Raw genomic sequence first — 26,139 nt, 5'->3', positions numbered from 1 at the left:
ATGGAAAAGATAAGAACCAATCATATAAAAGTCCATTTCCTCTGGGATGAGTTCCTGGAGGATTTCGACTTGTACAAGATAGAATACTCCAATGCCTATGACTTTGGCAACAACTTAGGTATTTATTGTAAATTGGAAGGATTGTGCCCTAATAGTGCTGTCTGTGCGTTCAATAAGATGGTCAAAGAAGGAAATGCAGATGCCCCAACCAAACATCGCATATTCCTTTTTGCATCGGCAAAGAAGGAAAGTATCACTACAGCCATGCTTCAAGAACGGCTTGAAAAGGTTAATGTTAAGATAAAGCAAATCAGTTATAACCCGGACTATAGGGAAGGAATTTATCCACACAACATGCTTAACCTGATGCTATCCATGATGCCAAATAGAGACAAAACTCTAAGTTACGCACATGGTAAGCTCATCTGTGGTACTTGTAGTAGCCTGTATAATAAAGGTAAAAAGCAAGGTGAAGAGCTTGGTTTACAGTTGGAGTTTGCCTATGGTGGTTTGCTTGAAGCCCATACCAGTACCTTTGCTGAGGCTGATAAGGTTGAAAATTCCAAGAAGAAGGATTCTTTAGTTTACCATCTGGAATTTGGTGATGAACGCATATACTTCTCGTCACAAAAGAAGAAAGGAACCAAAGAGTATTATAATCATCCTTCCATATTCAGAAAGAACAATAAAAATCGTATTCCGTTCTTGGATTTCAGTGATATTGACCATTTGGAGGAATCACAGGCTTATATTATTTCTTCTGTACTGAATGATTTTTTGACTACATACTCTAAATACATTTTGGTATATCCTGTTGTTTATAATGATCCTCAATTATTACAGTCGCAAGAAGCTGAGTTTAAGAATGAAGATGAATTGGTTCGTAATATGCTTTCTTCTTCCTGGATAGACATTTCATGTCATACCAAAGAAGAGGGCGTAGAGGAACGTCGTGCTTTGATAGAGGACAAGTCGAAAGTTTACATCAACAAGTTGTTTAAGACTGGCTTTGAAGGTACTTTCGTCAAGACCAAGGGTAAGAATAGAATCTGTATTCGTATCGTTGGAGATAAGGATCAAGAGGCTGAATTGTCAACTGCAAAACGAAGGTCAAAAGATAGACATCGCCTTCAGGAGAAGTTGGATCTAATGGAGAAGCTGATTCCTGTTCAAGATTCAATGATAGGTTCAGAGATAAATGATGCGACAATCAAAAATATCTTTCGCCAAATTCTGATTAAGAAAAGCTGTCTGCAATCGACTTTGCCGAAAGCTATGATTGAGCGTTTTAAGGGATGCGTTATAACCTATGCAGAAAGTAAGGTTAAAAGCAAGGACTACTACTTTGTTCAAATGACTATTGATAATGATGGTCAGCTTTCTTATAGAGATATTGAGAAAAAAATACCACAGGATGGTGTTATCTCTGTACTGGACGCAAATTTCGAGATGCGCGAATATCAAATACCTGACTTTAAAAAGGGATATAACAAGGATATTATCTATTGTATCGAGAAGGATGGGGTCAAGTATAATATTTATGATACCGAAGAGTATATCTTCCCGGAATTAGATGAGATGACTCGTGCCTTGACAGTATTAAAGGACACTATTGTGCCAGCCGAAGCATACCAACTGTTGATGGACAATGTGCAGTCAGTAGATGCAAAGACATTTTGCCAGCAACGTATGCGTGAAAACAAGGATGGTGTTCTACACAATCAGTTCTATAAGGATATTAAGATTATTGGTAAAGAAGACGGAGTTACAAGGGATCTCATGCGCTTGATAACTAAAGAGTACCACATCAAGCAAGGTCAGGACTTCCGAACAGCTTCTCGCCGAGAGAAAACTCTGGGTGCTTGTGTCAATGTTCATTATTGGAAGTATTCACCCAATACATGGATGTATTGTGCAGGTCCAAATCCAAGTGGCAATTTTAGCTCTATTGACAATAAGGTTCATGTTCGAGAATTGGTTTGCGATAAGACTCCTGATGAAGCATTTGTTAATGAGTTGATTTGTTCATTGGGCGATGGTTGGAATAAGATAAATGAGTTCTCTGTTCACCCTTCAATTTTCAAGTTCCTGAAGGAAAGGTTGGAAATGTATAAGGTGAAGGAACAACTCGATGAAATATCCTCAAAGGATTAAGGTAATGAATACATATTTGGTAGAACTGATAAGTGACCTGGATGAACAAGTCTCAATATATGTAGATGCTTATGATGAATCCGAGGCTGAAGCTATAGGTGTCACCATGCTTGAAAATGGTGAGCTCGACTGTGTTGTTCAGCTTATCTTCTGTGTAGAGCTCCTTGTCTGTACCGCTAACAGCTTCGGTCAGTCGGCTCAGGATTGATTGGATTGTTGTCATGTGCTTTGTTTTTTTATTTCCCAACGGTGTGGAGATTTCTTCATGAACCGTAGGTATGTCCTTGCATTGTCGCAAGAAGAATCATGTACCTTTGCAACATAATTTTATCAAGATCAAGAAGTAGATTTTGCTTCCAAAACTTTCCTATCAGTCAAAAGAAAGCTTAAATCGTCGCAAAAATTGCGTTATTTTATCTCTTCTTTAGTTATTCGACAAAAAATTCTTAATTTTGTCGCAGAATTTGCGACGTTAATCGCAGAATAATGTAGCATTAAAAGTTTTCATTATGTATATACACGAAAGAGATAATTGGACAGACTTCCGTTGGGACGCTTCGCAGGTGTTGCTCCTTCAGGAGTTGGTTTGCCGCAAGCAAGGGTTACTCTTTGGAAGGTTAAGTTCGTTGGGGCTTGATAGCAAGCTAAGAGCTATGGCAGAGAACTTGACCTATGACGTAGTTTATTCGTCAGAAATTGAGGGCATTCGCTTGAATGTAGATGATGTACGTTCTTCAATCGCCAGACGACTGGGGATAGAGAACGTAAAGTATACAGCTCCTTCGCATTATATAGATTCGGTTGTAAACGTAATGCTCGAAGCGGTTCAGAACTACGACCAGCCTTTGAGCAAGGAAAAACTATGTGCTTGGCAAGCAGCGTTCTTTCCGTCTGGTTTCAGCGAAGGCAGTCAGATTGAGGTCGGCAAGTACCGCAGCAACGAGGAGCATATCATCAGTGGTATGTTTGGACGTGAGAAGATTCACTACATCGCCCCTTCACCAGACCGAGTAGAAGGCGAGATGGAACGTTTCCTTGCATGGTTTGACAGTGAAGAGCCGGTCAGCAGCGTCATTCGCTCTGCCGTAGCCCACTTTTGGTTTGTCAGCATCCACCCATTTGAAGATGGCAACGGAAGATTGGCTCGCATACTTTCTGATATGCAGCTGGCTCGTGGAGAGAAGAGCGACTATCGTTTCTATAATATCTCATCACAGATCAATAAAGACAAGAATCACTATTACGACATTCTGGAAAAAATGCAGCATGGTGATGGTGATCTAACAGAATGGTTGGTATGGTATCTTCAAAAGCTCATCGATGCACTTGATGAAGCTGAAGCTATTGTAACTTCTATACTGAACAAGAGTTTCTTCTGGCAGAAGGCTTCGTCAATTCCTATGACAGAGCGTCAAACAGAGATGCTGAATCTATTCCTCGATGGCTATGAGTCGAAGATAACTTCAAAGACATGGGCATCGTTGGCAAAATGCTCGAAGGACACAGCCATTCGTGATATTCAAGACTTGGTCGAAAAGAATATTCTGGTTATAGACATACCTGGAGCAAAGCGTCCAAGCTATTCCATCGTCTATGATGCCGAAGATCTGACTCAGTTCTTTGCCGATGTGACCATTACGGAAGAAAAAGGCATTCCATACCTTTGTGCTTTGTTCAAAGGAAAGAAGCAGGTTCGTGAAAGACTGCTCAAACTTGATGCAGAACGTTACCTGAAGGATGATCTGCCACTATCAAACCTGCTTGGCAAGTATTGTTCGTATCTAATGGCAGGAAAATAACGTTTCGAGAAAAGATATTGAACTCACACATAAAGAAGGGGAGGAGCAAGATAAACTTGCTTCTTCTTTTTTTCGGTTAAAAGAGAAAGTTGGGTAGAAAGTCCTGTGTAAACTTGTATGGCAAGATCGGTTTAAGGTTTACGTTAGCTTGATACCCCAAAAAAGGTTAGTATCTTAGTTAAACTTTGCATTCACCGCGGCGCAGGCTGCAATCGAGGAATAGCGCGATATAGCTGGTGCTCAATAAAATAGGCGGTATGCTTTTCATTTACAAAGGCTTACTGCCTATTGTATTTTTAAAAGGTACGTTCATTCCGCACGGAAAATGAGCGTAATAAACGCAAATGTTTAGAGAATGTTGCTGTGTTTTTCGTTGGGTGTTTAGAGCGTGTTTAGAGCCGTAATTGATGATATGACAGAAAGTTAAGACTTTGGAAAAAGAAAACGCATCTGTCGCTTTTTACAGCTTGCAGATGCGTTTCAACAGGGGTTTATGAGGGGTTGCTTATTTCATCCGTTTACCCACCGCTTCCCAGTCTACTATGCTCCAGAGGGCATTGACGTGGTCGGCGCGTTTGTTCTGATAATCCAGGTAGTAGGCATGTTCCCAAACATCGAAGCCCAGCAGCGGGGTCAGTCCTGCGCGTACGGGATTGCTTCCGTTCGCTTCTTTGGTGATGTGCAGCTTGCCGTTCTTATCAACAGACAGCCATGCCCAGCCCGAACCGAACAGTCCGACTGCTGCCGCGTTGAATTCCTTCTTGAAATTCTCGAAACTGCCGAAGTCGCGTTTGATGGCTTCCGCCAGTTTCCCGGTAGGTTCGCTTTGCGACGGTTTCGGTGCGAATTGCAGGAAGTACAATGTATGGTTCAGTACCTGTCCGGCATTGTTGAATACGGCGCCGTCGGGTGCGGTGGCTACGATAGTAACCAGGTCTTTGTTTTCGTACTCCGTGCCCGGAACAAGGTTGTTCAGGTTGTTTACGTACGTTTGCAGGTGCTTACCGTAATGGTAATCTATTGTTTGCTGACTGATTACAGGTTCCAGCGCGTTGTGTGCGTAAGGAAGTTTAGGCATTTCATGTGTCATAATCATTATTGTTAAAGACATTAATAACGTATTCATAAGTTCAATTTATTTAGTTTTGAAACTTTACTATACTAACGCGATAACCTGTGGAATTGTTCGCAGGTGTCCGAACCTTTCACTATCTTTGTGCCCGAACTTTACCCGTTAGATTATTAGGAATATGTCCGATTACATACAAGAACTGAATGAGGGACAGCGTGCTGCGGTGCTCTACAACGACGGCCCGTCACTGGTGATAGCCGGCGCCGGTTCGGGAAAAACCCGTGTGCTGACCTACAAAATAGCTTATCTGCTGGAGAACGGTTACCGCCCCTGGGATATTCTTGCGCTTACCTTTACCAATAAGGCGGCCCGTGAAATGAAAGAACGTATCGCCCGGCAGGTAGGTGCGGAACGTGCCCGTCACCTTTGGATGGGGACATTCCACTCCATATTCCTGCGCATCCTGCATGCGGAAGCCGCGCAGATCGGATTTACCCCGAAATTCACCGTCTATGATACGGCAGACAGCAAAAGCCTGTTGCGCTCAATCATCAAGGAGATGGGATTGGACGAGAAAGTGTATAAACCGGGTACGGTGCAGGCACGTATCTCCAATGCCAAGAACCACCTCGTGTCTCCTGCGGGTTATGCCAACAACAAAGAAGCCTACGAAAGCGATAGTGCGGCCAAGATGCCTGCCATACGCGATATTTACCGCCGCTACTGGGAGCGTTGCCGGCAGGCGGATGCCATGGATTTCGACGATTTGCTGTTCTATACCTTCCTGCTTTTCCGCGACCGTCCGGAGGTGCTTGCACGCTATCGGTCGCAGTTCCGCTATATTCTGGTGGACGAGTACCAGGACACCAACTTTGCCCAGCACAGCATTGTGCTTCAGTTGGCAAAAGAGCATCAGCACGTCTGTGTGGTGGGCGATGACGCGCAAAGCATCTACTCCTTCCGGGGAGCCGACATCGACAATATCCTGTATTTCACAAAGGTATATCCGGGTACGAAGGTCTTTAAGCTGGAACAGAACTACCGCTCCACCCAAACCATCGTTTCTGCCGCCAACAGCCTGATAGAGAAGAACCAGCGGCAAATTCGCAAGGAAGTCTTTTCGGAGAAAGATAAGGGAGAACCCATCGGAGTGTATCAGGCATACAGCGATGTGGAGGAGGGCGATATTGTAATCAACAAGATAGCCGAACTGCGCCGGCAGGAGAATTACGTCTATTCCGATTTTGCCATACTCTATCGCACCAACGCGCAGAGCCGTGTCTTTGAGGAAGCCATGCGCAAGCGCAGCATGCCGTATCGCATTTACGGCGGACTGTCTTTCTATCAGCGCAAGGAAATAAAAGATGTAATTGCCTACTTCCGTCTCACGGTCAATCCGAATGATGAAGAAGCCTTCAAGCGTATCATCAACTACCCGGCACGCGGGATAGGCGACACTACCGTAAATAAAATCACGGCTGCCGCCACCAGCCACAATGTAAGCCTGTGGACCGTGCTCTGCGAACCGCTGACCTACGGGGTGAACATCAATAAAGGAACGGCGGGCAAGTTGCAGGATTTTCGCTGTTTGATAGCCGGATTTATCGAGAGCGTTGCCGAAAAGAACGCCTACGAGCTTGGTACGGAGATAATCCGGCAGTCGGGCATTATTGCTGATGTCTGCCAGGACAACTCGCCCGAGAACCTCAGCCGCAAGGAGAATATCGAAGAGCTTGCAAACGGTATGAGCGACTTCTGTGCACAACGGCTGGAAGAGGGGAATGCCAATACCACGCTGAGTGATTTCCTTTCGGAAGTGTCCCTGCTTACCGACCAGGATTCGGACAAGGACGGAGACGATGAAAAGATAACGTTGATGACCGTGCACTCCGCCAAGGGGCTGGAGTTTAAAAATGTCTTTGTGGTGGGCATGGAAGAAAACCTGTTTCCGAGCGGTATGGCGGGCGACTCTCCCAGGGCGTTGGAAGAGGAGCGCCGTTTGTTCTACGTAGCCATCACCCGTGCGGAAGACCATTGTTTCCTTACTTATGCCAAAAGCCGTTACCGTTACGGGAAGATGGAGTTTGGAAATCCCAGCCGCTTTTTGAAAGATATAGATGTGCGTTTCCTTAAGCTGCCGCAAGATGCCGGATTGGTGCGCAAGGTAGATGAGTATGCCGCATCTTTCCGCAGGGAGAACAGAGAGAATTTCGTTTCCGCCATGTATGGAAAACGTGATGGAGGAGCTCGTCCCCGGCAGGAAATCATTGCCCCGACCGTTCCCCGCAACTTAAAGCGGGTGACGCCTTCCATGGGAACAGCTTCTGCCGCTTCCCATTCGTCGGCAGCCGCAGGCGGGAACGCTGTGCTGCCGGGGCAGTTTATCGAACACGAACGTTTCGGCCTGGGCGAAGTGCTGAAAGTGGAAGGTGAGGGCGACAACGCAAAAGCCACCATCCGTTTTAAAAATGCGGGCGACAAGCAACTTCTTCTGCGTTTTGCGCGTTTCAAAGTGATAGGATAGATCCGGTTTTTACTATAAAAGTTTATATAACAAGAAAAATGACAGACAAAGATTTCGACCTTTTCCCTTCTCCCTGTTATATCATGGAGGAAGAACTGTTGAGGAAGAACCTCACATTGATAAAGAGCGTTGCCGACCGGGCAGGCGTAGAGATTATCCTTGCTTTCAAGTCCTTTGCCATGTGGCGTTCGTTTCCCATATTCCGTGAGTATGTGGAGCATTCTACGGCAAGCTCCGTATACGAGGCACGCCTGGCGTTGGAGGAATTCGGCAGCAGGGCGCATACATACTCTCCGGCATATACGGAAGCCGACTTTCCGGAAATCATGCGATGCAGCAGTCACATCACATTCAATTCGCTGGCTCAGTTCCGGCGTTTTTATCCCATGATTCAGGCGGCCGGGCAGGATATATCCTGCGGCATACGCGTCAATCCGGAGTATTCGGAAGTGGAAACGGAACTGTATAACCCTTGTGCTCCCGGCACCCGTTTCGGTGTAATGGCCGAACAGCTTCCCGATGTGCTGCCGCAAGGCATCGACGGGTTTCACTGCCACTGCCATTGCGAGTCGTCCTCGTACGAGCTGGAACGTACGCTGGAGCATCTGGAGGCGAAGTTCTCCCGCTGGTTTCCGCAAATAAAGTGGCTGAATCTGGGTGGCGGGCATTTGATGACCCGTAAGGACTACGATGTGGAGCATCTGATTCGCCTGCTCCGCGGATTGAAAGAGCGTTATCCCCATTTGCGCATTATCCTGGAACCCGGTTCGGCATTTACCTGGCAGACGGGAGTGTTGGCTTCCGAAGTTGTGGACATTGTGGAAAACCGCGGCATCCGTACCGCAATCCTGAATGTCAGCTTCACCTGCCACATGCCCGATTGCCTGGAAATGCCCTACCAGCCTGCCGTCCGGGGTGCCGAAATGGGTGACGGCGGTGCGTACGTCTACCGGTTGGGCGGCAATTCCTGCCTGAGCGGCGATTATATGGGGTTGTGGAGCTTTGACCACGAACTGCAAATCGGTGAGAGAATCATCTTTGAAGACATGATACATTACACCATGGTGAAGACGAATATGTTCAACGGAATCCATCATCCTGCCATTGCCATGTGGACAAAAGAGGGAAAAGCTGAGATATTCAGAAAATTTTCTTACGAAGATTATCGCAACCGAATGAGTTGATAATCAAAACTATGCTTTCACTCCGGACAGAATGTTTAATTTTATGTGTGAAAAAAATGCGTAGAATGTTTGCAGGTTAAAGGAAAATATCTACCTTTGCAACCGCAAACGCGGAAATAGCTCAGTTGGTAGAGCATAACCTTGCCAAGGTTAGGGTCGCGAGTTCGAGTCTCGTTTTCCGCTCTTTCTATGAAATGATTGCAATTACCTATGCCCAGGTGGCGGAATTGGTAGACGCGCACGTTTCAGGTGCGTGTGTCGAAAGGCATGCAGGTTCGAGTCCTGTTCTGGGCACAAAGGTATGCAATGGTCTATGAAATGTTTGAAATATGTCGGAGAGATGGCGGAATTGGTAGACGCGCTACTTTGAGGGGGTAGTGACAATTATGTCGTGGGAGTTCGAGTCTCCTTCTCTTCACATAGTATATTGCGGAAATAGCTCAGTTGGTAGAGCATAACCTTGCCAAGGTTAGGGTCGCGAGTTCGAGTCTCGTTTTCCGCTCTTCTTTGAATTAATGATTGCCCAGGTGGCGGAATTGGTAGACGCGCACGTTTCAGGTGCGTGTGTCGAGAGGCATGCAGGTTCGAGTCCTGTTCTGGGCACGCTCTTTGTGAAAAGAGCATCATTTGCGGAAATAGCTCAGTTGGTAGAGCATAACCTTGCCAAGGTTAGGGTCGCGAGTTCGAGTCTCGTTTTCCGCTCTTTTTTTATGTTTTGTTAAAGAGACGGAAATCCCCGCAAGTTTTATGCTTGCGGGGATTTTTTATTTCCGCATTTATTCCTTTTTCAAGGCAAATCCCAGCATCATACCATCGTAGCTGTTTGCCAGCGATCCGATTGTTTTAAGGGTGCTATTGTTGCTCTTGCTGGAAATCAGGGTAATCAGCTTTAAGAGTTTGTCCGAATTGAACAGCAGGTCCATATTGGCGGATGTACAGTTTATTTTGGCATTAAGCGGGATCAGCTTCATGAATTTCAGACTTGCATTCTGTGTGGAAGCATCGTAGGAGTAAGTTCCTTTTATGCTTTTTGCGCCAACTTTGGCTGTGAAGGTGCTGTCTGCATTGAAAGTGAAAGACATTTGTCCTTCCTTGATGCCTACCCTGGCCAATTGTTCGTTCAGCTTGTTTTCGGCAGCATTGGCGGCTACCGCACCGCCGGCCTTTTGCAGCAGGTTGTCCGATTCGAATTCGATAGCAGAACCGGCATACGTCCATGTCCCTTCCATGCTGGCGGTGCTTTTACCGGTTATGGCATTTACTGCCTTCTCGATGTTTTCTTTGTTCAATAAGTCTTTCAGAGATTGTGCCTGGCTGTCGGGAGCCATCAGCAATGCGGCAATGAGTATTTGCCAAAAAACAAATCTTTTCATTTTGGTTATAATAGTTATGATTTGGAATTAATTTCTTTATTGATTTGTTCGATGTAACCCAGGAGTTCATCACGTCCCATACGGTTCTCGGAAGATGTGATGAAATGGGGCGGAAGTTCCTCCCATTGTTCACGCAGCTTCTCCAGGTAGTGGCGGATGTTGCTGTTTATCCTGCCGCCTTTCAGCTTGTCGGCTTTGGTGAAAACGATGGCAAAAGGCACTCCGTTCTCGCCCAGCCATTCTATGAAAGCGAGGTCTATGGCTTGCGGTTCGTGGCGGCTGTCGACGAGGACAAAGAGGCAGGTCATCTGCTCGCGTTGCAGAATGTAGGTCTCTATGATGCGCTGAATCTGTTCCTGGCCTTTCTGTCCGCGCTTGGCATAGCCGTAGCCCGGAAGGTCGACGATGTACCAGTTTTTATTAATCAGGAAGTGATTGATGAGCATGGTCTTTCCCGGAGTTGCGGACGTCATGGCGAGTCCTTTACGCCCCGTCAGCATGTTGATGAGGCTGGATTTTCCAACGTTGGAACGTCCGATGAAGGCGTATTCGGGGAATGTCCCGCCGGGGCATTTTTTAACGTCTGTATTGCTGATGACGAATTCGGCGCTTGTTATCTCCATTTTATTACTTGTTTTTTTGTTGTTTCTTCATGCAAAGGTAGCACTTATTTCAAAAATCTCCGTCCGTAATGCGGAATTCTCTCTGTTTTTGGAAAGGACAGGCTGCATTCCGGTCATATAATTTCAAGCGAACTTAATTGCATTGCACTCAATTTGCACTATCTTTGCCCACCGATAGAAGAATTTAAGGTATGAATGGACAATATCCCTCGACATTGCTGGAAAAAGCGGTGAATGAGTTTGCCAAACTGCCGGGTATAGGCAGGAAAACGGCCATGAGACTGGTGCTTCATCTGCTGCGTCAGGATACGGCGGCGGTGGAGGCTTTCGGCAATGCCATCGTTACGTTGAAGCATGAAGTGAAATACTGCAAGGTGTGTCATAATATTTCTGATACGGAGACTTGCCGCATCTGTTCCAACCCTCAGCGCGACTCTTCCGTTATTTGTGTAGTGGAGAATATACGCGACGTGATGGCGGTGGAAGCGACGCAGCAATTCCGCGGGCTTTACCATGTGCTGGGCGGGGTGATTTCACCGATGGACGGAATAGGCCCCGGCGACCTGGAGATAGAGAGTCTGGTGCAGAGGGTGGCTGCAGGTGGCATTAAGGAAGTTGTGTTTGCCCTCAGTACCACCATGGAAGGCGATACGACCAACTTTTATATTTACCGCAAACTGGAGAAGCTGGGAGTAAAGCTGTCCGTGATAGCGCGCGGCATCTCTGTGGGAGACGAACTGGAATATGCGGACGAGGTGACGCTTGGACGCAGCATTGTAAACCGTACTCCGTTTACAGGTGCGGTGTGATATGGTTTTAAAGAACGAGTGTATGGAAGAAAAGATAAAGCGGGTTGTATCCCGCACAAAAATGATGTTTGTATATTTCTGGCTGCTGCCCGTATTTCTCGTGGCATTTGGAGAAACGGGCGGAGAATGGGTAGGTGCCTATGCGGGGGACGTGCGTGCCGCGTATTTTGCGGAGACTGTCACGATTTTGCTTACTGCTGTGTTGGTGCCTGTTTCCTTGAAGCTTTTTTCATGGATGCTGACCAAGAAGATAGATGTCGTTGCCATTACGGATGCGCTGCGTCTGTATGCACTGTGGAGTGGGGTGCGCCTGGCTCTGCTTGCCATGCCGGTATTGGCAGGATTTCTTACTTATTATATGATGCTGAGCAATAAAGGAGTGCTTTGCGCTTTAATTGCCTTGACTGCGTCTCTGTTCTGCCTGCCGGGTGAAAATCGTTTGCGTAAGGAATTGCATATAGAGAAAGAATGATGAAACCTTCTTATTTTGTAAGTGAGCGTGTGCGTCTTCGGGCTATGGAGCCGGAGGATTTGGAGATAATGTATGCCATGGAGAATGACCCGCAAACGTGGGATGTCACGAACTTTTCGGTACCGTATTCCAAGTATGTGCTGAGGCAATACATGGAAAATTCGCAATGTGATATGTTTGCCGACCGTCAGCTCCGCATGATGATAGTACGTCGCGAGGATGATGCCGTGGTGGGCACTATTGACATTACGGATTTTGCACCGATGCATTCCCGCGGTGAGGTGGGGATTGCGATACGGAAAGAGTATCAGGGTAATGGGTACGCTTCCGATGCCTTGAGACTTTTGTGCGATTATGCCTTCGGCTTTTTATTTCTGAAACAGTTGGTTGTGCATGTGGCTGCCGACAATGAAGCGAGCTTGCGCTTGTTCGGCTCTTGCGGCTTTGTACAATGCGGACTGCTGAAGGAATGGTGGTTTGCAGGCGGCAAATTTAAGGACGTTGTCTTGATGCAATGTATTCGCCTTGATAGTGTGGGGCGGGTAGGATAGCCGGTAATCGGATGATTGTCCGGTTACTGTCAGTTCAAAGTGGGGATTTGCGGAAAACGTGACCACATTTCGTATTTGCCGCCAAGTTTGCTAAGTGCATCTTTCCACAAGTTTCTGCAGGCTTTTTCATCCATGAGCGAAGGAATATCCGCTTTGTCCACCAGCCAGGTATTTTCTTCTATTTCCTTTTTCAGTTGTCCGGGTTCCCAGCCCGAATAACCGAGAAAGAAACGTATTCTTCCTTTGATGGAATTACCCTCTGTTATAAATTGCTTGATAGCGGTGAAGTCACCGTTCAGGTAGAGCCCATCGGCTATGGGGAGCGAGTCTGTTATATTTTCCAATGTGTGCAAATAGAAAAGGGTATCGGTGCTCATCGGTCCGCCTTTATAGATAGGAATATCTTCCCGACAGTTGATTTCGCTTAGTAAATCATTCAGAAACAGAGGTAACGGCTTGTTCATTACAAGTCCCATGGTTCCGTCTTGCGTATGGTCTGCCAGTAAAACAACAGACCGCCCGAACATATAGTCGCACAGAAAAGGTTCGGAAATAAGAACTTTTCCTCGTGTAGGAACTATATGGTTAGTTTCTATTTTGAATATGTCTGCATTGGTATACATGCCCCCAAATTAAGTATTTTTCTATAAAGGAGCAAATTATCTTTCTCTTTTTTATGGGAGTCTGTTTAATTTTTATCCGGAAAGTCTTTTTTCGGGGAGTTTTAAAGTTTTACAGAGAATGAAGCGTCGTCAGAGTTTGGCGCATTCATTCTCTGTAAAGGGGATATATGTCCTATCTGACAGGATGATTTTCTGCAAAGACGGCCATGCGTTCGTCCAATTGGGCGTATTGATGGTCTTGGATGAATGAGGTACAGGCTCGCAATCCTTCCTGATGGCTTCCGGTAGTTACCAGTGAGATAGCGCTTACTCCGTAGTACATCAGCTCTTTGGCAAGTTCACCGCTACTCATGCCCGGATAACCGATGGTAAAGTAAAATCCGTCGGCTACAGGCTCTCCGAGGTCGTTGTCGTATACCAGATGGAAACCATGACGCAGGAAAATCTCTTTCAGTCGCCGTGCACGTTCGCCATATACTTTTACTTCATCCAGGAAGTTGTATTTGCCTTCATTGGCGGCTTTCAGCATGGCTGCAAGTGCGTATTGCGCCGAGTGGCTGGTTCCGGAAGAAAGGGCGTACAGGACACGATGGATAAATACTGTGCCGAATGTACCGCCGCCGTAACGTTGTGTCAGTCCCGGATATGCCCGATGATAAAGTTTGTCCGAGATGCAGCTTACCCCGATGCGTTGTCCTGCATAGCTGAATGCTTTGGAACCGGATATAAGCAGTATGTAATGGTCAGTGTAATGGGCTACGGATGGTTGGTAGGGCGCATGGAACGGTTTGCTTAAGTCCTGACGGAAGTCCATGGCGAAATAGGCAAGGTCTTCCAGTACGATTACATCATACCGGGTGGCAAGTTCGCCGATGATACGCAGTTCCTCTTCTTTCAGGCATATCCAGCTGGGGTTGTTCGGATTGGAGTAGACAATGGCGGATATATTGCCTTTTTTGAGATAGCTTTCCAGCTTTTCTTTCAGTTTGCAGCCACGATAGTCATACACATCGAAAGTTTCATATTTTTGTCCCATTACAACCAATTGTTGCTTTTGTACGGGAAAACCGGGGTCGATAAACAGGATTGTGTCTTTTTTCTCGTCACATTGGCTGCATGTAAGGAAAGAGGCAAAAGTTCCTTGCATGGAACCTGTAACGGGTACGCATCCTTCCGGCGCTACGTCTACATTGACGAATGCCTTGATAAAGCGGGATGCTTCTTCTTTCAATGCAGGCAAGCCGTTAATATCCGGATACAGGCTTGCTATTCCTTTTTGTAGCGATTCAATTTCTGCCTTTACACCTACGGAGGAGGGTGGTAGTCCGGGAACTCCCATTTCCATTTTTATAAATTCCACACCGGAGTCCGCTTCTGCTTTTGCTGCAATAGCTTTTACTTCGCGGATAGTGGCTTTTGCAAAATCAGTAATATGAAAATTTTCGATGGTTTTATCGATTAGTTCACGTGCAATAGGGGTATTTTTCATAGTTTCTATTTTTTTGTCTATGCAAAGATAACATAAATCTCTTATAATCAATAGATGTTGAAAAAAAGATATTTTTTTTCTTTCAAACTATTGCAGATTCAAAAAAAACACCTACCTTTGCAACCGCAATCGAGAGAGATAGCAACGATAAAATGAAATGATGGTGCGTTAGTTCAGTTGGTTAGAATACATGCCTGTCACGCATGGGGTCACGGGTTCGAGTCCCGTACGCACCGCAACAACACTCTAAAACCCTTGAAAGTGATTGACTTTCAAGGGCTTTTTTCTTGAGGTCTCAATCGGGAGACCAATCTGATGACACACCGTGACGCATTCTGATACATTGCAGTTTGCTGTATAAACCGCAAAACGTTCCGTGATACTTCTACAAAACGTTTTGTGATGGTTTAGCAGCCATTAACACAAAACGAAATGCGATTTTTTATAAACCGCAAAACGTCTTGTAATACTTTTCCAAATCGTTTAGTGAGTATTTTACATCTGCTAATACAAGAATAACGGCAATTTTGTTATTCATTTTTAGTGCCGTTTGAATGGTTATTAAAAGGCATTTAATGAGAATTGAGCATGAATGTATTCTATAATTTAAAAAATAGTGTTCGGGTAAGATGCTAATAATTATATACGACAAAGAGCCTGCCGTTTTTTAACAGCAGACTCTTTTTTATACAGGAAAATATGTAAGAGAGTAGTTTTAAAATTTGTATCCTACGGTAATACCTATATTCGCATTGTGTGGGGCATTTCCATCCATGATCTTGCAAAATCCGAGTTGGGTGTCAAGCCCTACCAGAATTTGTCCGAATTCTACACCTAGTCCGATGTTCCATCCTGCATCAAATCGGTTGTATCCAAGTCCGTCATCACCGAATGTGTCAATTTTCTCGTCAGCATTTATACCGACATTACCAATGGAGGCCTCGCCGTCGAATTTAGCTTTTCCACCTACACCACAGGCAAGATATGGTCCTGTCGCAACCACTAAGTTGGTGTTGTTTGCAATGTTGAAGCGGAATTGTACATTGATGGGGAGTTCCAGATAAAGCTGGTTGATTTTTACATCTGCATCAGCATCCACGATACCTTCGTATCCTTCCGAATACTTTGCACCTTTCTGCGAGAAAAACAGTGAGGGTTGCAAGGAAATGATGTCGGTGAACTGATATTCCATTCCGACACCAAGACGTACTCCGGGTTTGAATTTGGAGTGATCCGAGTTGTCGCCGATATAGCTGCTGAGGTTAAGACCGGCTTTTACATTGAAAGACAATTGCGCAAAACTCATCGTGCAAAACAGCGCAAATAAAACGGTTAAAACACTTTTTTTCATCATAATTATAAGTTTAAAATCAGTTAGGTTGTTATTTTGAAATTTCCTTTTCTTTTTTTTGTATAATGTTGATAAAAGAAGAACTGATGATACCGGTAGGAATGGCTACCATCGCCACGCCTACCAGGCAGATGATACATCCCAGCAACTTCCCTAAAGGCGTAACCGGATAAATGTCTCCGTAACCTACGGTGGCAAACGTGATGATAGCCCACCATATTCCGTCTCCGATATTTTTGAAAACTTCGGGCTGAGCACCTCTTTCGATATAATACATGAGGATGGCTGAAAAGCAGATAGTGATGAAACTTGCAGTATATGCAGTTTCAAGTTCCTCTTTTACGGCTGAGAGCGCCCGGCCGATAATCCGGAAAGAACGAGAGTGCCGTATCAGTTTGAAAATGATAAAAATATAAGGCAGGATGATGACATGCACCACTTCCGTATCCCAATATATATAGGTAAGGATACAAGGTAGCACAGCTACGAAATCTACAAATCCATAGAAAGAGAATGTGTATTTCAGACGTGCTTTCACAGCCTTTCTGCCGGGATAAAGTGCCGGTGCAGATAAGATACGGGCTATGTACTCCACTAAAAATACGAAAGAGGATACATAGGTCACTCCGAATAGAGGCAACCTGTATGCGGCCATTTCCTCATACGAACTTCCGATGATTGCTGCAATGGAGATAAGGATAAAGAAAAGTACGAAATAATGTACATACTTTCTCCCTAAAAATCGCTGTATCAATATATAGAGTTTCATTACGGATAAATTTGTATGCGGGCTTTGCACCGTCGTTTTTTAGTTTAATAATTTTATTGTACGGTACATGGTTCTGCCTAATGTTTTCAACCAAAAAAACAAAACCTTGTCCGAATGCAGAAACGAAGGTAGCAATATATTTATTGTTTGGAAAATAAAAAATGGTATAAAAAACATTCATCGACTGCTAATCGGAAAAAGTGAATACTTTTGCTGAAAATATCAATATTAATCTTACTGTATACAGCTAAAAAAGAACAAAAAGAGCAATGTTAACTGTACGAGAATTTGGACTACGGACGGAAATCCATACCTTTGTTCCCATAATTCTATTTTGTAAATGATAATGAAAAAAGTAATTTGTTTATTGTCGCTATTGGCATGTTTATTTCCGGTTACCGGCATGGCGCAAGGCTTGCATTTCGGCTTGAAAGCAGGTGTGCTTGGCAACAAGGCGGATATTCACGGAATGAGTAGTCAGATCAAGGAAGAGAATCAGACCGGTTTTCAGGTAGGTCCCATGTTGCAATATCAGACCGGTTTTTATGGTCTTGCTCTTGACTTTTCCTTATTGTATGTGCAGCGCGGTGTGAAACTTACCAATACTGCCAACGGTGCAAGTACCGATGTAAAAACGCAAAGTATTGACATCCCTATTGAGCTGAAATGGGAGATGGGCATATCAGACAATTTTGACCTATTCCTGGGGGTGGGCCCCTCTTTTTCTTTTCTGGTAGATGAGGATAATTGGGGGCGTAAGCTTGCCCATATAGCTGTAGATGTCATAGACAAAGATCTCTCATCCATGGGTTGGCGTTCCACTGAGGTCGGTATCAATCTTGGCGGCGGTGTTAAGATTGTAAATCACCTGATGTTGAGCTGTTACTATAATATCGGTCTGACGCAATCTGCCAAACATCATATCGGCGGAAACAAGCACGATGCCATAGACCAGATATTTGACGGTGATGTATTTGAATCCAAAAACAGATATTGGCAGTTATCCCTTTCTTATGTGTTTTAGTTGAAGATACGTGGTATGGATGGGGCTGTCTCCTTTTTATTGCTTATCTTTGCGGCCGCATTTATTGATAGACACAGATTGTCTGAAATTATTAGATTATGAAACAGAAACGGATACCGTTGGTAGGGGAGCAATACCTTGTTCCTTTTATATTGATTACTTCTCTCTTTTTCCTATGGGGATTTGCACATGCCATTCTGGATGTGCTGAATAAGCATTTTCAGGAACTGCTGGATATTACAAAGGCGCATTCGGCTTTTATCCAGGCGATGATGTATATGGGCTATTTCGTAATGGCTGTTCCTGCAGGATTGTTCATAAGCCGTTTCGGGTATCGCAGGGGAGTGGTTTTCGGGTTGCTGCTGTACGGTATCGGTTCGTTGTTGTTTATTCCCGGGCAATACTATCTGTCATTCAATATGTTCTTGTTTGCCCTTTTTGTCATCGGTTGTGGATTGACATTCCTTGAAACGGCTGCCAATCCTTATGCAACGGAATTGGGGGCGAAGGAAACGGCAGCCAGCCGCCTGAATTTTGCACAGTCCTTCAATGGTTTGGGATGTATTTGCGCTCCTGTGCTGGCAGGTCTGCTTTTGTTTTCGGAAGACGGGAGCGGCAGTGCGGGTAATGTGGCTCTGCCTTATGTAGGCATGGGGATAGTGGTGCTGCTGGTAGCGTTGGTTTTCTCGAAGATTAAGTTACCCGAAATAGAGCATGGGGTAGAGGTGGATGAAGCCGGGCATGAAATAGGGCTGTGGTCGCATAAACTCTTTATCTTTGGTTTGCTGGCTCTGTTTGCTTACGAAATAGGGGAAATCTCCATTAATAGTTTTTTCATTAATTATGTAGTGGAACAGGGGTGGATGAATGCCCGTGAAGCCTCATTGGTACTTTCATTCGGCGGATTGGGATTATTTATGCTGGGACGTTTTGCTGGCAGTTGGATTATGGGGCGTGTACGTGCGGAGAAGATGCTGCTGGTTTGCGCTACGGGAACGGTGGTGACTACTCTTGTGGTATTGCTTGATGTGGGTATGGTGTCGTTGGTTGCACTGCTCTGCGGATATGCTTTTGAGGCTATTATGTTTCCTACTATTTTCGCTCTTTCTCTGAGAGGGTTGGGCAACCATACCAAGCGCGCTTCCTCTTTCCTGATGATGTCTCCGGTAGGCGGGGTGGTAGGTCCGCTGTTGATGGGGCTTGTGGCGGATTATACAACAATGGTGATGGCGTTTATCGTACCTTTGGTTGCCTATTGCGTAGTATGGTGTTATGCACGCAAAATGCTGTCTGTTGCAAGAAAGGCACAATAAAGAGGTTGCCGATATAGGATATATTAAAGAAGGTGTGTCAAAATGCACACCTTCTGTTTTTTACGCACAAAGCCCCGACTTTCACAAGCTGGGGCTTTGTTATTACCTAAAGATTTTGTATCTTTAAGCATAAGTTCTTTACTATGACAAAGATACATTTTCGTCCTTACAATCCCAACCAAACCGTTCTTTTTCCTCAAAGAATTGATGAGGATATTGCAGAAAACGATCCGGTGCGCATGGTTGACGCCCTGGTTGAGGGCTTGAATCTTGAAAGTTTCAGAAAACTGTATAAGGAATGCGGTCGCAGCCCTTACCACCCCAAGATGATGCTCAAGGTCATTCTGTATGCCTATATGAACAACATCTACTCCTGCCGGAAAATTGAAAAACTCCTTCACCGTGACATCCATTATATCTGGCTGGCCGGATATGAGAAACCGGATTTCATTACCATCAACCGTTTCCGCAACCGGGTGAAGAAGGAAATTAACGAAGTGTTTACGCAAACCGTACTTCTTCTCTCTTCCAAAGGCTTCATCAGCCTGAATGTGGAATATATTGACGGGACAAAGCTCGAATCCAAAGCCAACAAGTACACTTTCGTCTGGCGAAAAACGGTTGAGCGGAACCGTGAACGCCTGATGAAGAAGATACATGTCCTGTTAGGGCAGATAGACGATGTCATTGCTCAGGAGAAGTCATCAGAGAACAATGAGGAAGTTGAGTTCACTCCGGCCATGCTGACTGAAATGGCAGGAGAATTGCGTCATGCACTGGAACAGGTTTCCGAGCCATCCGCGAAAGAGGAAAAGACTGAACTGAAAAAGAAACGCAAACAGCTGAAGGAACTGGAAGAACACAGGGACAAACTGCAGGAATACGACTGCCATCTGGAAACACTGCAAGAGAGGAATTCCTATTCCAAGACGGACAAGGACGCTACTTTTATGAGAATGAAGGAGGATGCCATGCGCAACGGACAGACGAAGCCCGGTTACAACCTTCAAATCGGCACCGAAAATCAGTTCATCACCGATTTTGCACTCTTCCCGAACCCTACGGATACACTGACCCTGATTCCTTTCCTGCAATCTTTTTCAAACAGGTATGAACGGATGGCCCATACGGTGGTTGCTGATTCCGGCTATGGCTCCGAAGAGAATTACCGCTTCATGTCCGAAAACGGCATGGAAGCCTACGTAAAGTACAACTATTTCCACATGGAGCAGCGGCCGAGATTCAAACCGGCCCCGTTCAAGGCCGAAAACTTCTACTACAATGAAGAACATGACTTCTGCATCTGCCCTATGGGGCAAAGGATGCGGAGGATAGGCACCAGGAATGTGAAAACCGCATCCGGATATGTCAGCGAAAATGCACGGTACAGAGCTGTCAGGTGTGAAGGTTGTCCCCTGCGATGCCGCTGTTTTAAAGCAAAAGGAAACAGGACGATAGAACTGAATCATAGGCTTAGACAATACAAGCGGAGAGCCAAAGAACTGCTCTGCTCTGAGAAAGGACTGAAACACAGAGGGCAGAGATGCATAGAACCGGAGGCCGTGTTCGGACAAATTAAAAACAATATGAACTACAAACGTTTCCGACATTTTGGAAAGGACAAGGTCTTCATGGACTTTGCCTTCCTAGCCATTGCCTTCAATATAAAAAAAATGTGTGCAAAACTGACAAAAGAAGATACGAAATGGCTGATTGGATGGTTTTATGAACTTACTGTCGCTTTATTTAGATGCTGGAGACACATAAATCAAAGAAATCTTCGAATTATCGCAGCTTAAAGAAAATGAACAGATTTGTATAGTGATGAACAAAAAAGAGGTGCATCGTGCATTACGACACACCTTCATCTTTTATGCAAAGATGCGTATGTTACTTTATCTTATTCAAGTTTTCCTGTGCCTTTTCCGGTTCTATGGTCAAAGCTTTGGTGAACCATTCCTTTGCTATTTCACTGTCGCCCGACAGCCATGCCAGCACGCCCAGGTTGTTCCATGCACGAGGATCGTCTTTTACCCTTTCTATGTATTGCTGCGCGCGGTCAAAGTCACCGTAAACGATGTTGGCAGAGGCTGCGTTAATGTTTGCCACAATATCTGTGGGATAATTGGTAGCGGCTATTTCGTACACTTCCCTGTATTCTTTCGTACCCGGCCGGAAGTTCTTGGCTACGCCGTACATTTCCTGCAGATTCAGCATCTTGGGATTGGTGTAAATTAACGTTGCGGCTTCGGAGTTGCGTACTTCGCGTATTTCGTAATCTATGGCGATAGACAGACGACGCAGGCGGGGATAATATTCATTCATCATGGCACGGTAGGAAGCGCTGCCCAGTCCTGATTTCAGTCTGGCTTCACGTACATCGGGGTTGGTGTACTTATTGATTATTTCCAATGCTTTGTTCGCATAGTCGGGCTTATCTTCCTCAAGCATCTTGACAAGGCTGTCCCAGTCTTCACCGGCTGATGTTACGTTCAGTATGCTGTCCGGGAAGTGATAACTTCCTCTGAGATAGAGGGAGAAAGAGTCGGCGCGTTTTGTGGCTACGCGGTCGTTGGTCTTGGCAGAGCCGTCGGGTGAAGCATAGCCGCATATGTTGATGGCTTTGAAAGTAACCAAGTCGCCTTCGGTTAGCGGGTTCAGGGTTTCCTTCAGCTTTTGAAGCTCAGCGGAGTTGTTTTTGAAATCGGCTTTGAATTCCGTTCCGCCCGCTGCATATTCTATATACAGGGTGTTTTGTTCAGAGCGCACTTTCAACGGCTTTTCTGTCGGGGTGAGGTAGGATACCATGCTCATGCAGGGTTCGCAGATGGAACCTTTCTGCGGCAATGGTTCTTCTTCTACCACAACTACCGGTTCTATCACCTGAATCTCGGGTAAATCCAGCAGACAGTCTTTCCTGCCTTCCTGCAATATCCACATATCCGCCTGGCTCATCCATTCTTCGTAGGGGAGGCATACGGTATAGTTCACCAGGTTTTGGCGGTCGGCAGACTTGCCTTTAATAATGGTATAAGGCGCATTGTAATCGCCTTTCCTGGCAAGCTTACGGTCTTTGTGGCGCATCTTGAACTTGTTTTTACCGGTGACGACAACAGGCGGCAAGGTCTTGCAGTTCTTTCCCGCAAACAATACCGGAGTAAAGGCGTAAGACTGGGTACTGTTGACTTTTACGGCTTCCATATTAAACTTAAAGTCCAGGGTCAGCGTATCGTTTTCCAGAGTCAGTACCGGCTTGGTGACTTTTACCTCACCTGCCCATGCTGCCAATGGCAGCATGGCAAACAGTAGACAATATATCTTTTTCATATTCTTCTTGTTTTGGTTGATAAATTCAGAGTGATTGGGTTTCTACCGTTTTGTATTTACGCTTGTGCTTCGGTCCGAAAGTAAAGTTGATACCCATATTTACGTTGACGGCTGCACGGCTGATAGGAGCGTAGTAGGCCGGTTCGTATTTACACATGGGAACATCTGCACCAATGAAGAAGTTGAAGCCGCGCGGGTGGAAATTCAGCATGATGCCGGCATCGGAGCCAAAGTTGGATAAGGCGTAGTTTACCGATGCTTCAAACCAGGAGAGGGGAGCAACATTTGCCGAAACGCGTGCTTCCGTCCATGAGTGCTTGCCTTGCATGCGGGTGGTGGAGAGGAAGCCGAAGCTCAGACGGTCGTAAGCGGGCAGGGTATATTGAGCGCCCAGGTGCAGGGTGGCTGCAAGGGCGGTGGTACGCTTTAACCCTTCCCCTGCTTTATCAAACTTTGCCAGATCTGCCAGGTCATCTACCAATTCGTCCACTTGGGTGTCCAGTTTCTTGTTATTGTTGGTTCCGTCGTCTTTCACGGAGATGTCGCTAAAACCGTCGAACGTGAAGTCTTTGCTCATTGTTCCTTTGGTGGTGTTTTTCCATGAAATGAAACCGAGGTCGAGCAAGGAGGCGGAGAATGTCCATTCGTCATTCAGTTTGTAGGTCGCTCCCAAATCAATAGCCATACCGAAACCTGTGGGGCCGAGGTTGTCCGTATCGAAATCGATGTCATCGTATGAAATCTGTCCGTCGGTTCCGTCTTTCAGTATCGGGGTTCTGTCTCCGTTGGCGTCCAGGATATAGTCGTCTTCCTGATAGTTGCCGGTTTCGCCTTTGGTGGGCACGATGAGGCCTTTGGCAGACATGTAAAGCTCGGCATTTTTCGGAGTGATGGTCCATTGGTCCTGAGAGGCGAGAATGTTCAGTTCGTCGATGTGCATGGTTGCTTTTGCCAGTCCCACGAGCGCTTTTACTTTGGCGCCTACCGTGAGGCGTTCGTTGATTTCGCGTGCATGGCCGAAAGTAATTTCCGCATAGTTGGTAGATACGATGTTCACGTTCTTCACGTTGTAGCTGCTTCCCGTTTCGCTGGCTACCCCGTTTTTCATGAACTTGAAAAGTTCATCGGGCATGAAAACGTTGGTATTGGACTTTACGGAGATGCCGAGTGTGTTAAAACCGCCCCAGGCGTGGAAGCCTAAGGAAAGAATCGATTCGTCTACGTTGACACCTACTTTCAGCCTTTTGGGCAATCCTTTCAGGAATTCGGCGCTGCTCACTTCCTCGTTCATAAAGGTGGTGAGGTCGCCGTTGGCTTTCTTGAAGATAAAGTCGCCTACACCGCCTGTGGATTGTGCGCCGATTGTGAGATTGCCCAAGCCGGGAAAACTGACGTAGCCGCGTTCGCCCATAAAGGCGGGGTTTAGTTCGTGACGGTAGGTACTTCCTTCCAGAAAATAGGTTGAACGGCTGTTCTGTGTCTGTGCCATCGCATCGCCGATAGCAAGTGTCGCTACGGCTCCGGACAGTATAATCGCTAAAACATTTGTTTTCATTCGTTTCGTTATATATGATTGTTGAATCTTTTGTCTGTATCGCATGAAATAATTTCCCTTAGTTCAAATCTACTTTGATGCCGTTGGGAATTTTGAGTTTCATGTCTTTAAGCTGCATCCATTGTGTGCTTAGCAACTGAACATCGGTGGATTGTCCGGGCACGGCTGTTATCTTCAGCTTCAGGCCGTCCAGCTTGCTGATGGCGCCTTCCGCCGTTTCGTTCAAGTTGACATTGAGCGCGCTTGAAACTTCGGTCTTGCCGTCTTTGCTTTCCGTGATGGTTCCCTCTACGGTTACGTCGATGTCTTTTATCACGTTTCCGTTGGCATCCAGTGCGCTTACGTTGTCGTTCTTGATTTCCATTGCCAAAGGAATGGTGTTGACGGCATTTATGGAAAGAACGGCTTTTTTGATGTCTACATCTTCAAGGTCGAGGTCGAAGTTATCGAGTGTTTCTTCATACACGATTTTCAGGTTGCTGCCGAAGCTCAGGGGGATGTCGATGTCGTATGCGCTGTTCAGCGTGTAGTCCTGTCCTAAATTGACGGTATAATACTGTTCTGTCTTTACGGCCGGCTTTAGCTCAACGTTGATGTGGTCGGGTATCGTTTCGATAATATCATTCAGATTGGGTACGACAACTTTGGTTGCATTTGCCTCAACAACCGTTTGCTCATCACGTACTATTGAAATTGTCTGTTGCTTGTCTCCGCTGGGTTTTAATGTGATGGATGCACCACCGTTACCGCTTCCTATTTTAACGGTCTTAGTTACTTGGCCGTCCTTATATCCGGTCAGGACACCATCCATTTCTACATTCGTATTCAGTGGATTGTTGGCATTGAATGAGAAAACAGGATTGGTGATGTCCAGTCTTATTTCATCGTCTTGCAGGAAGTCAGGCAGATTGTTCAGTTCCACTTCGGTAGGCTTCACGTCGATGTCAGGCTGGATGGTGCCGTAAACTTCGCTTACAGCCATTTCTGCAAGGGTGACTGTGGGGGTGATACTTAACGAACCGCTACCTTGGGGATTATCTACATATATATCTTGCATTTCTATCGTTATCTTTTGGTTCTCGATTTTAAGAATTCTATCACCTTCCTTTTCTTCAACTCTATTTCCTTCACCGTATGTGCTTCCGAATACGTATTTGTTGATTTTCAGTTCTTTTGTAAACCCGGAGGGCCTTATTTGTACATTGGTCATGGTAAGGGTCTGTCCGTTCAGTCCGTTCTCTTTCTCGAACTGTATGAAGTCCGGGAAGTTGATTGTCATAGTTCCAACTTCAACCAATGAGGTTGAAATTTCATCGCCAAGTTCTAATTTAAGAGTCAGGGTCGTTGGCATATCGGCAGCTAAGGAGCCGATTTCTATGACGGCTTTGTCCACGTTGTGAGCTTCGGCGTTAATTTTGCCTTCTGATTGTGCATTTGATACACGAGCTATGGCTCCGGAAACCAATAGCGTAATCGCATCAATAATATTCTCGGACTCTGCAACCGTAACAGTTCCCACCGACGTATTCGTCTCATCAATATTATCCTTTTTCAGCAGATGATATTCTCCATCCACAATCTGCAAATCATCCCCCTCGTCCAGTTCGATGATTTTATCCAATGTTATCTTCTCCGTATATCCCACGGGAATTGCCAGATGTTCGCCACCTGCACTGATTGTCATGTCGATGTCCTTGTTCAGGTCATAACTGTTATCGATGCACGATGTGGTTATTCCGAACGATGTCAGTAATAGGGCCGCAGCTATAAGCGGTCTTTTCTTTGTGTTTAGCATCATAATTTTACTGTTTATAATTGTTTTGTTGTTTACTTATGTATTCAATATTATGGAAAAATGGAATAGATTAAAAGAATTTCGGGCTACTTTTAAAAGCTGTGCAAATGTATAAATTTTATTTAATTAATAATACCTTAATCGTTAAAAATGCAAGAATATGGGTGAAATAAGATTGTTTAATCCTTTCTGATACACAACTGTTTTATTGAAAATAGTTTATAGTTAAAATGCTGAAATATTCGGCTGTATACTGAATGCCTTTCAGTCGTATACTCATCCTATTTCGGTCGTATACTTAAATAGGCTCAGTCGTATACTGAATAACGCCA

At 45.3% G+C, this 26,139-nt stretch carries 21 protein-coding genes and 7 tRNA genes; 17 read left to right on the top strand and 11 right to left on the bottom strand.

From position 1 onward, the window contains the following. A complete protein-coding gene (locus tag NQ565_RS12515; protein WP_005653789.1) occupies nt 1-2,154 on the top strand; it encodes a hypothetical protein in 2,154 nt (717 codons plus the stop codon). A gap of 52 nt (nt 2,155-2,206) precedes the next feature. Here the strand turns inward: NQ565_RS12515 and NQ565_RS12510 are convergent, their stop codons facing one another. After that, nucleotides 2,207-2,377, bottom strand: coding sequence for a hypothetical protein (locus NQ565_RS12510; protein ID WP_005653792.1), 171 nt, complete (start codon nt 2,375-2,377; stop codon nt 2,207-2,209). A gap of 286 nt (nt 2,378-2,663) precedes the next feature. Between NQ565_RS12510 and NQ565_RS12505 the strand changes: the two genes are divergently transcribed. Then, a complete protein-coding gene (locus NQ565_RS12505; RefSeq protein ID WP_005653795.1) occupies nt 2,664-3,953 on the top strand; it encodes a Fic family protein in 1,290 nt (429 codons plus the stop codon). 505 nt (nt 3,954-4,458) lie between these two features. On the opposite strand, the gene NQ565_RS12500 is transcribed toward NQ565_RS12505, so the two are convergent. Further along, nucleotides 4,459-5,079, bottom strand: a complete 621-nt coding sequence (locus tag NQ565_RS12500; RefSeq protein ID WP_074713642.1) for a superoxide dismutase — start codon at nt 5,077-5,079, stop codon at nt 4,459-4,461. Nucleotides 5,080-5,203: 124 nt separating this feature from the next. On the opposite strand from NQ565_RS12500, the gene NQ565_RS12495 reads away from it, so the two are divergent. The 8 genes from NQ565_RS12495 (at nt 5,204) to NQ565_RS12460 (ending at nt 9,435) form a co-directional block, all read left to right on the top strand. Beyond that, the gene (locus NQ565_RS12495) at nt 5,204-7,549 is read left to right on the top strand and encodes an ATP-dependent helicase (protein ID WP_005653799.1); all 2,346 of its coding nucleotides are present in this window, start codon (nt 5,204-5,206) and stop codon (nt 7,547-7,549) included. A gap of 38 nt (nt 7,550-7,587) precedes the next feature. Continuing rightward, nucleotides 7,588-8,733 carry a carboxynorspermidine decarboxylase gene (gene nspC, locus NQ565_RS12490; RefSeq protein WP_005653800.1) on the top strand — a complete coding sequence of 382 codons (1,146 nt, stop codon included), beginning with the start codon at nt 7,588-7,590 and terminating at the stop codon, nt 8,731-8,733. A gap of 110 nt (nt 8,734-8,843) precedes the next feature. Then, nucleotides 8,844-8,916: transfer RNA gene (locus NQ565_RS12485), tRNA-Gly, on the top strand. A 29-nt stretch (nt 8,917-8,945) separates the two neighbouring features. After that, nucleotides 8,946-9,027, top strand: a tRNA-Leu gene (locus NQ565_RS12480). Nucleotides 9,028-9,067: 40 nt separating this feature from the next. Then, a tRNA-Leu gene (locus tag NQ565_RS12475) sits at nt 9,068-9,151 on the top strand. Nucleotides 9,152-9,162: 11 nt separating this feature from the next. Beyond that, nucleotides 9,163-9,235 (top strand) — tRNA-Gly (locus NQ565_RS12470). A gap of 19 nt (nt 9,236-9,254) precedes the next feature. Further along, a tRNA-Leu gene (locus NQ565_RS12465) sits at nt 9,255-9,336 on the top strand. Nucleotides 9,337-9,362: 26 nt separating this feature from the next. Further along, nucleotides 9,363-9,435: transfer RNA gene (locus NQ565_RS12460), tRNA-Gly, on the top strand. 74 nt (nt 9,436-9,509) lie between these two features. On the opposite strand, the gene NQ565_RS12455 is transcribed toward NQ565_RS12460, so the two are convergent. Together NQ565_RS12455 and yihA are read right to left on the bottom strand one after the other, a co-directional pair. Further along, a complete protein-coding gene (locus NQ565_RS12455) occupies nt 9,510-10,106 on the bottom strand; it encodes a DUF4923 family protein (protein ID WP_005653802.1) in 597 nt (198 codons plus the stop codon). Between the two features lie 14 nt (nt 10,107-10,120). After that, nucleotides 10,121-10,729, bottom strand: a complete 609-nt coding sequence (gene yihA / locus NQ565_RS12450; RefSeq protein ID WP_005653804.1) for a ribosome biogenesis GTP-binding protein YihA/YsxC — start codon at nt 10,727-10,729, stop codon at nt 10,121-10,123. Between the two features lie 191 nt (nt 10,730-10,920). Between yihA and recR the strand changes: the two genes are divergently transcribed. Genes recR through NQ565_RS12435 form a run of 3 tightly spaced genes read left to right on the top strand, consistent with a single transcriptional unit; the run spans nt 10,921 to nt 12,561 of the window. Beyond that, the gene (gene recR, locus NQ565_RS12445; protein WP_005653809.1) at nt 10,921-11,538 is read left to right on the top strand and encodes a recombination mediator RecR; all 618 of its coding nucleotides are present in this window, start codon (nt 10,921-10,923) and stop codon (nt 11,536-11,538) included. Between the two features lie 22 nt (nt 11,539-11,560). Next, on the top strand, nt 11,561-12,010 hold the full coding sequence (locus tag NQ565_RS12440) for a hypothetical protein (protein ID WP_016662882.1): 450 nt from the start codon (nt 11,561-11,563) through the stop codon (nt 12,008-12,010). After that, complete coding sequence (locus NQ565_RS12435) at nt 12,010-12,561, top strand: GNAT family N-acetyltransferase (protein WP_040315662.1); 552 nt, start codon at nt 12,010-12,012, stop codon at nt 12,559-12,561. The genes NQ565_RS12440 and NQ565_RS12435 overlap by 1 nt, the downstream gene beginning before the upstream one ends. 29 nt (nt 12,562-12,590) lie before the next feature. Here the strand turns inward: NQ565_RS12435 and NQ565_RS12430 are convergent, their stop codons facing one another. Together NQ565_RS12430 and NQ565_RS12425 are read right to left on the bottom strand one after the other, a co-directional pair. Further along, nucleotides 12,591-13,184: a YqgE/AlgH family protein gene (locus tag NQ565_RS12430; protein ID WP_005653815.1), complete on the bottom strand. Its 594-nt coding sequence runs from the start codon at nt 13,182-13,184 to the stop codon at nt 12,591-12,593. Nucleotides 13,185-13,356: 172 nt separating this feature from the next. Further along, nucleotides 13,357-14,673, bottom strand: a complete 1,317-nt coding sequence (locus tag NQ565_RS12425) for a pyridoxal phosphate-dependent aminotransferase (protein ID WP_005653816.1) — start codon at nt 14,671-14,673, stop codon at nt 13,357-13,359. A gap of 162 nt (nt 14,674-14,835) precedes the next feature. Here NQ565_RS12425 and NQ565_RS12420 point away from each other — a divergent pair. Beyond that, nucleotides 14,836-14,909 (top strand) — tRNA-Asp (locus NQ565_RS12420). Between the two features lie 479 nt (nt 14,910-15,388). Here NQ565_RS12420 and NQ565_RS12415 read toward each other — a convergent pair. After that, nucleotides 15,389-16,024: a porin family protein gene (locus NQ565_RS12415; RefSeq protein ID WP_016662756.1), complete on the bottom strand. Its 636-nt coding sequence runs from the start codon at nt 16,022-16,024 to the stop codon at nt 15,389-15,391. A gap of 31 nt (nt 16,025-16,055) precedes the next feature. Then, on the bottom strand, nt 16,056-16,793 hold the full coding sequence (locus NQ565_RS12410) for an ion transporter (protein ID WP_005653820.1): 738 nt from the start codon (nt 16,791-16,793) through the stop codon (nt 16,056-16,058). 346 nt (nt 16,794-17,139) lie between these two features. On the opposite strand from NQ565_RS12410, the gene NQ565_RS12405 reads away from it, so the two are divergent. From NQ565_RS12405 to NQ565_RS12395, 3 genes are all read left to right on the top strand, one after another. Continuing rightward, entirely contained in the window at nt 17,140-17,817 is a 678-nt protein-coding gene (locus NQ565_RS12405) for a porin family protein (RefSeq protein WP_022103849.1), read from the top strand. Nucleotides 17,818-17,915: 98 nt separating this feature from the next. Beyond that, the gene (locus NQ565_RS12400; RefSeq protein WP_005653828.1) at nt 17,916-19,130 is read left to right on the top strand and encodes a sugar MFS transporter; all 1,215 of its coding nucleotides are present in this window, start codon (nt 17,916-17,918) and stop codon (nt 19,128-19,130) included. 143 nt (nt 19,131-19,273) lie between these two features. After that, nucleotides 19,274-20,929, top strand: a complete 1,656-nt coding sequence (locus NQ565_RS12395) for an IS1182 family transposase (RefSeq protein ID WP_005656266.1) — start codon at nt 19,274-19,276, stop codon at nt 20,927-20,929. 91 nt (nt 20,930-21,020) lie between these two features. On the opposite strand, the gene NQ565_RS12390 is transcribed toward NQ565_RS12395, so the two are convergent. Genes NQ565_RS12390 through NQ565_RS12380 form a run of 3 tightly spaced genes read right to left on the bottom strand, consistent with a single transcriptional unit; the run spans nt 21,021 to nt 25,810 of the window. Beyond that, nucleotides 21,021-22,457, bottom strand: a complete 1,437-nt coding sequence (locus tag NQ565_RS12390) for a DUF3868 domain-containing protein (RefSeq protein WP_005653835.1) — start codon at nt 22,455-22,457, stop codon at nt 21,021-21,023. 25 nt (nt 22,458-22,482) lie between these two features. Further along, the gene (locus NQ565_RS12385; RefSeq protein WP_005653837.1) at nt 22,483-24,057 is read right to left on the bottom strand and encodes a DUF5723 family protein; all 1,575 of its coding nucleotides are present in this window, start codon (nt 24,055-24,057) and stop codon (nt 22,483-22,485) included. A 13-nt stretch (nt 24,058-24,070) separates the two neighbouring features. Then, complete coding sequence (locus tag NQ565_RS12380; RefSeq protein WP_005653839.1) at nt 24,071-25,810, bottom strand: hypothetical protein; 1,740 nt, start codon at nt 25,808-25,810, stop codon at nt 24,071-24,073. Between the last annotated feature and the right edge of the window lie 329 nt (nt 25,811-26,139).

The organism is Bacteroides stercoris ATCC 43183 (genome assembly GCF_025147325.1).
In the GTDB taxonomy this organism is placed as follows: Bacteria; Bacteroidota; Bacteroidia; order Bacteroidales; family Bacteroidaceae; genus Bacteroides; species Bacteroides stercoris.
Note: the sequence above shows the minus strand (reverse complement) of the source record. Positions and strands in the feature narration are given on the sequence as shown.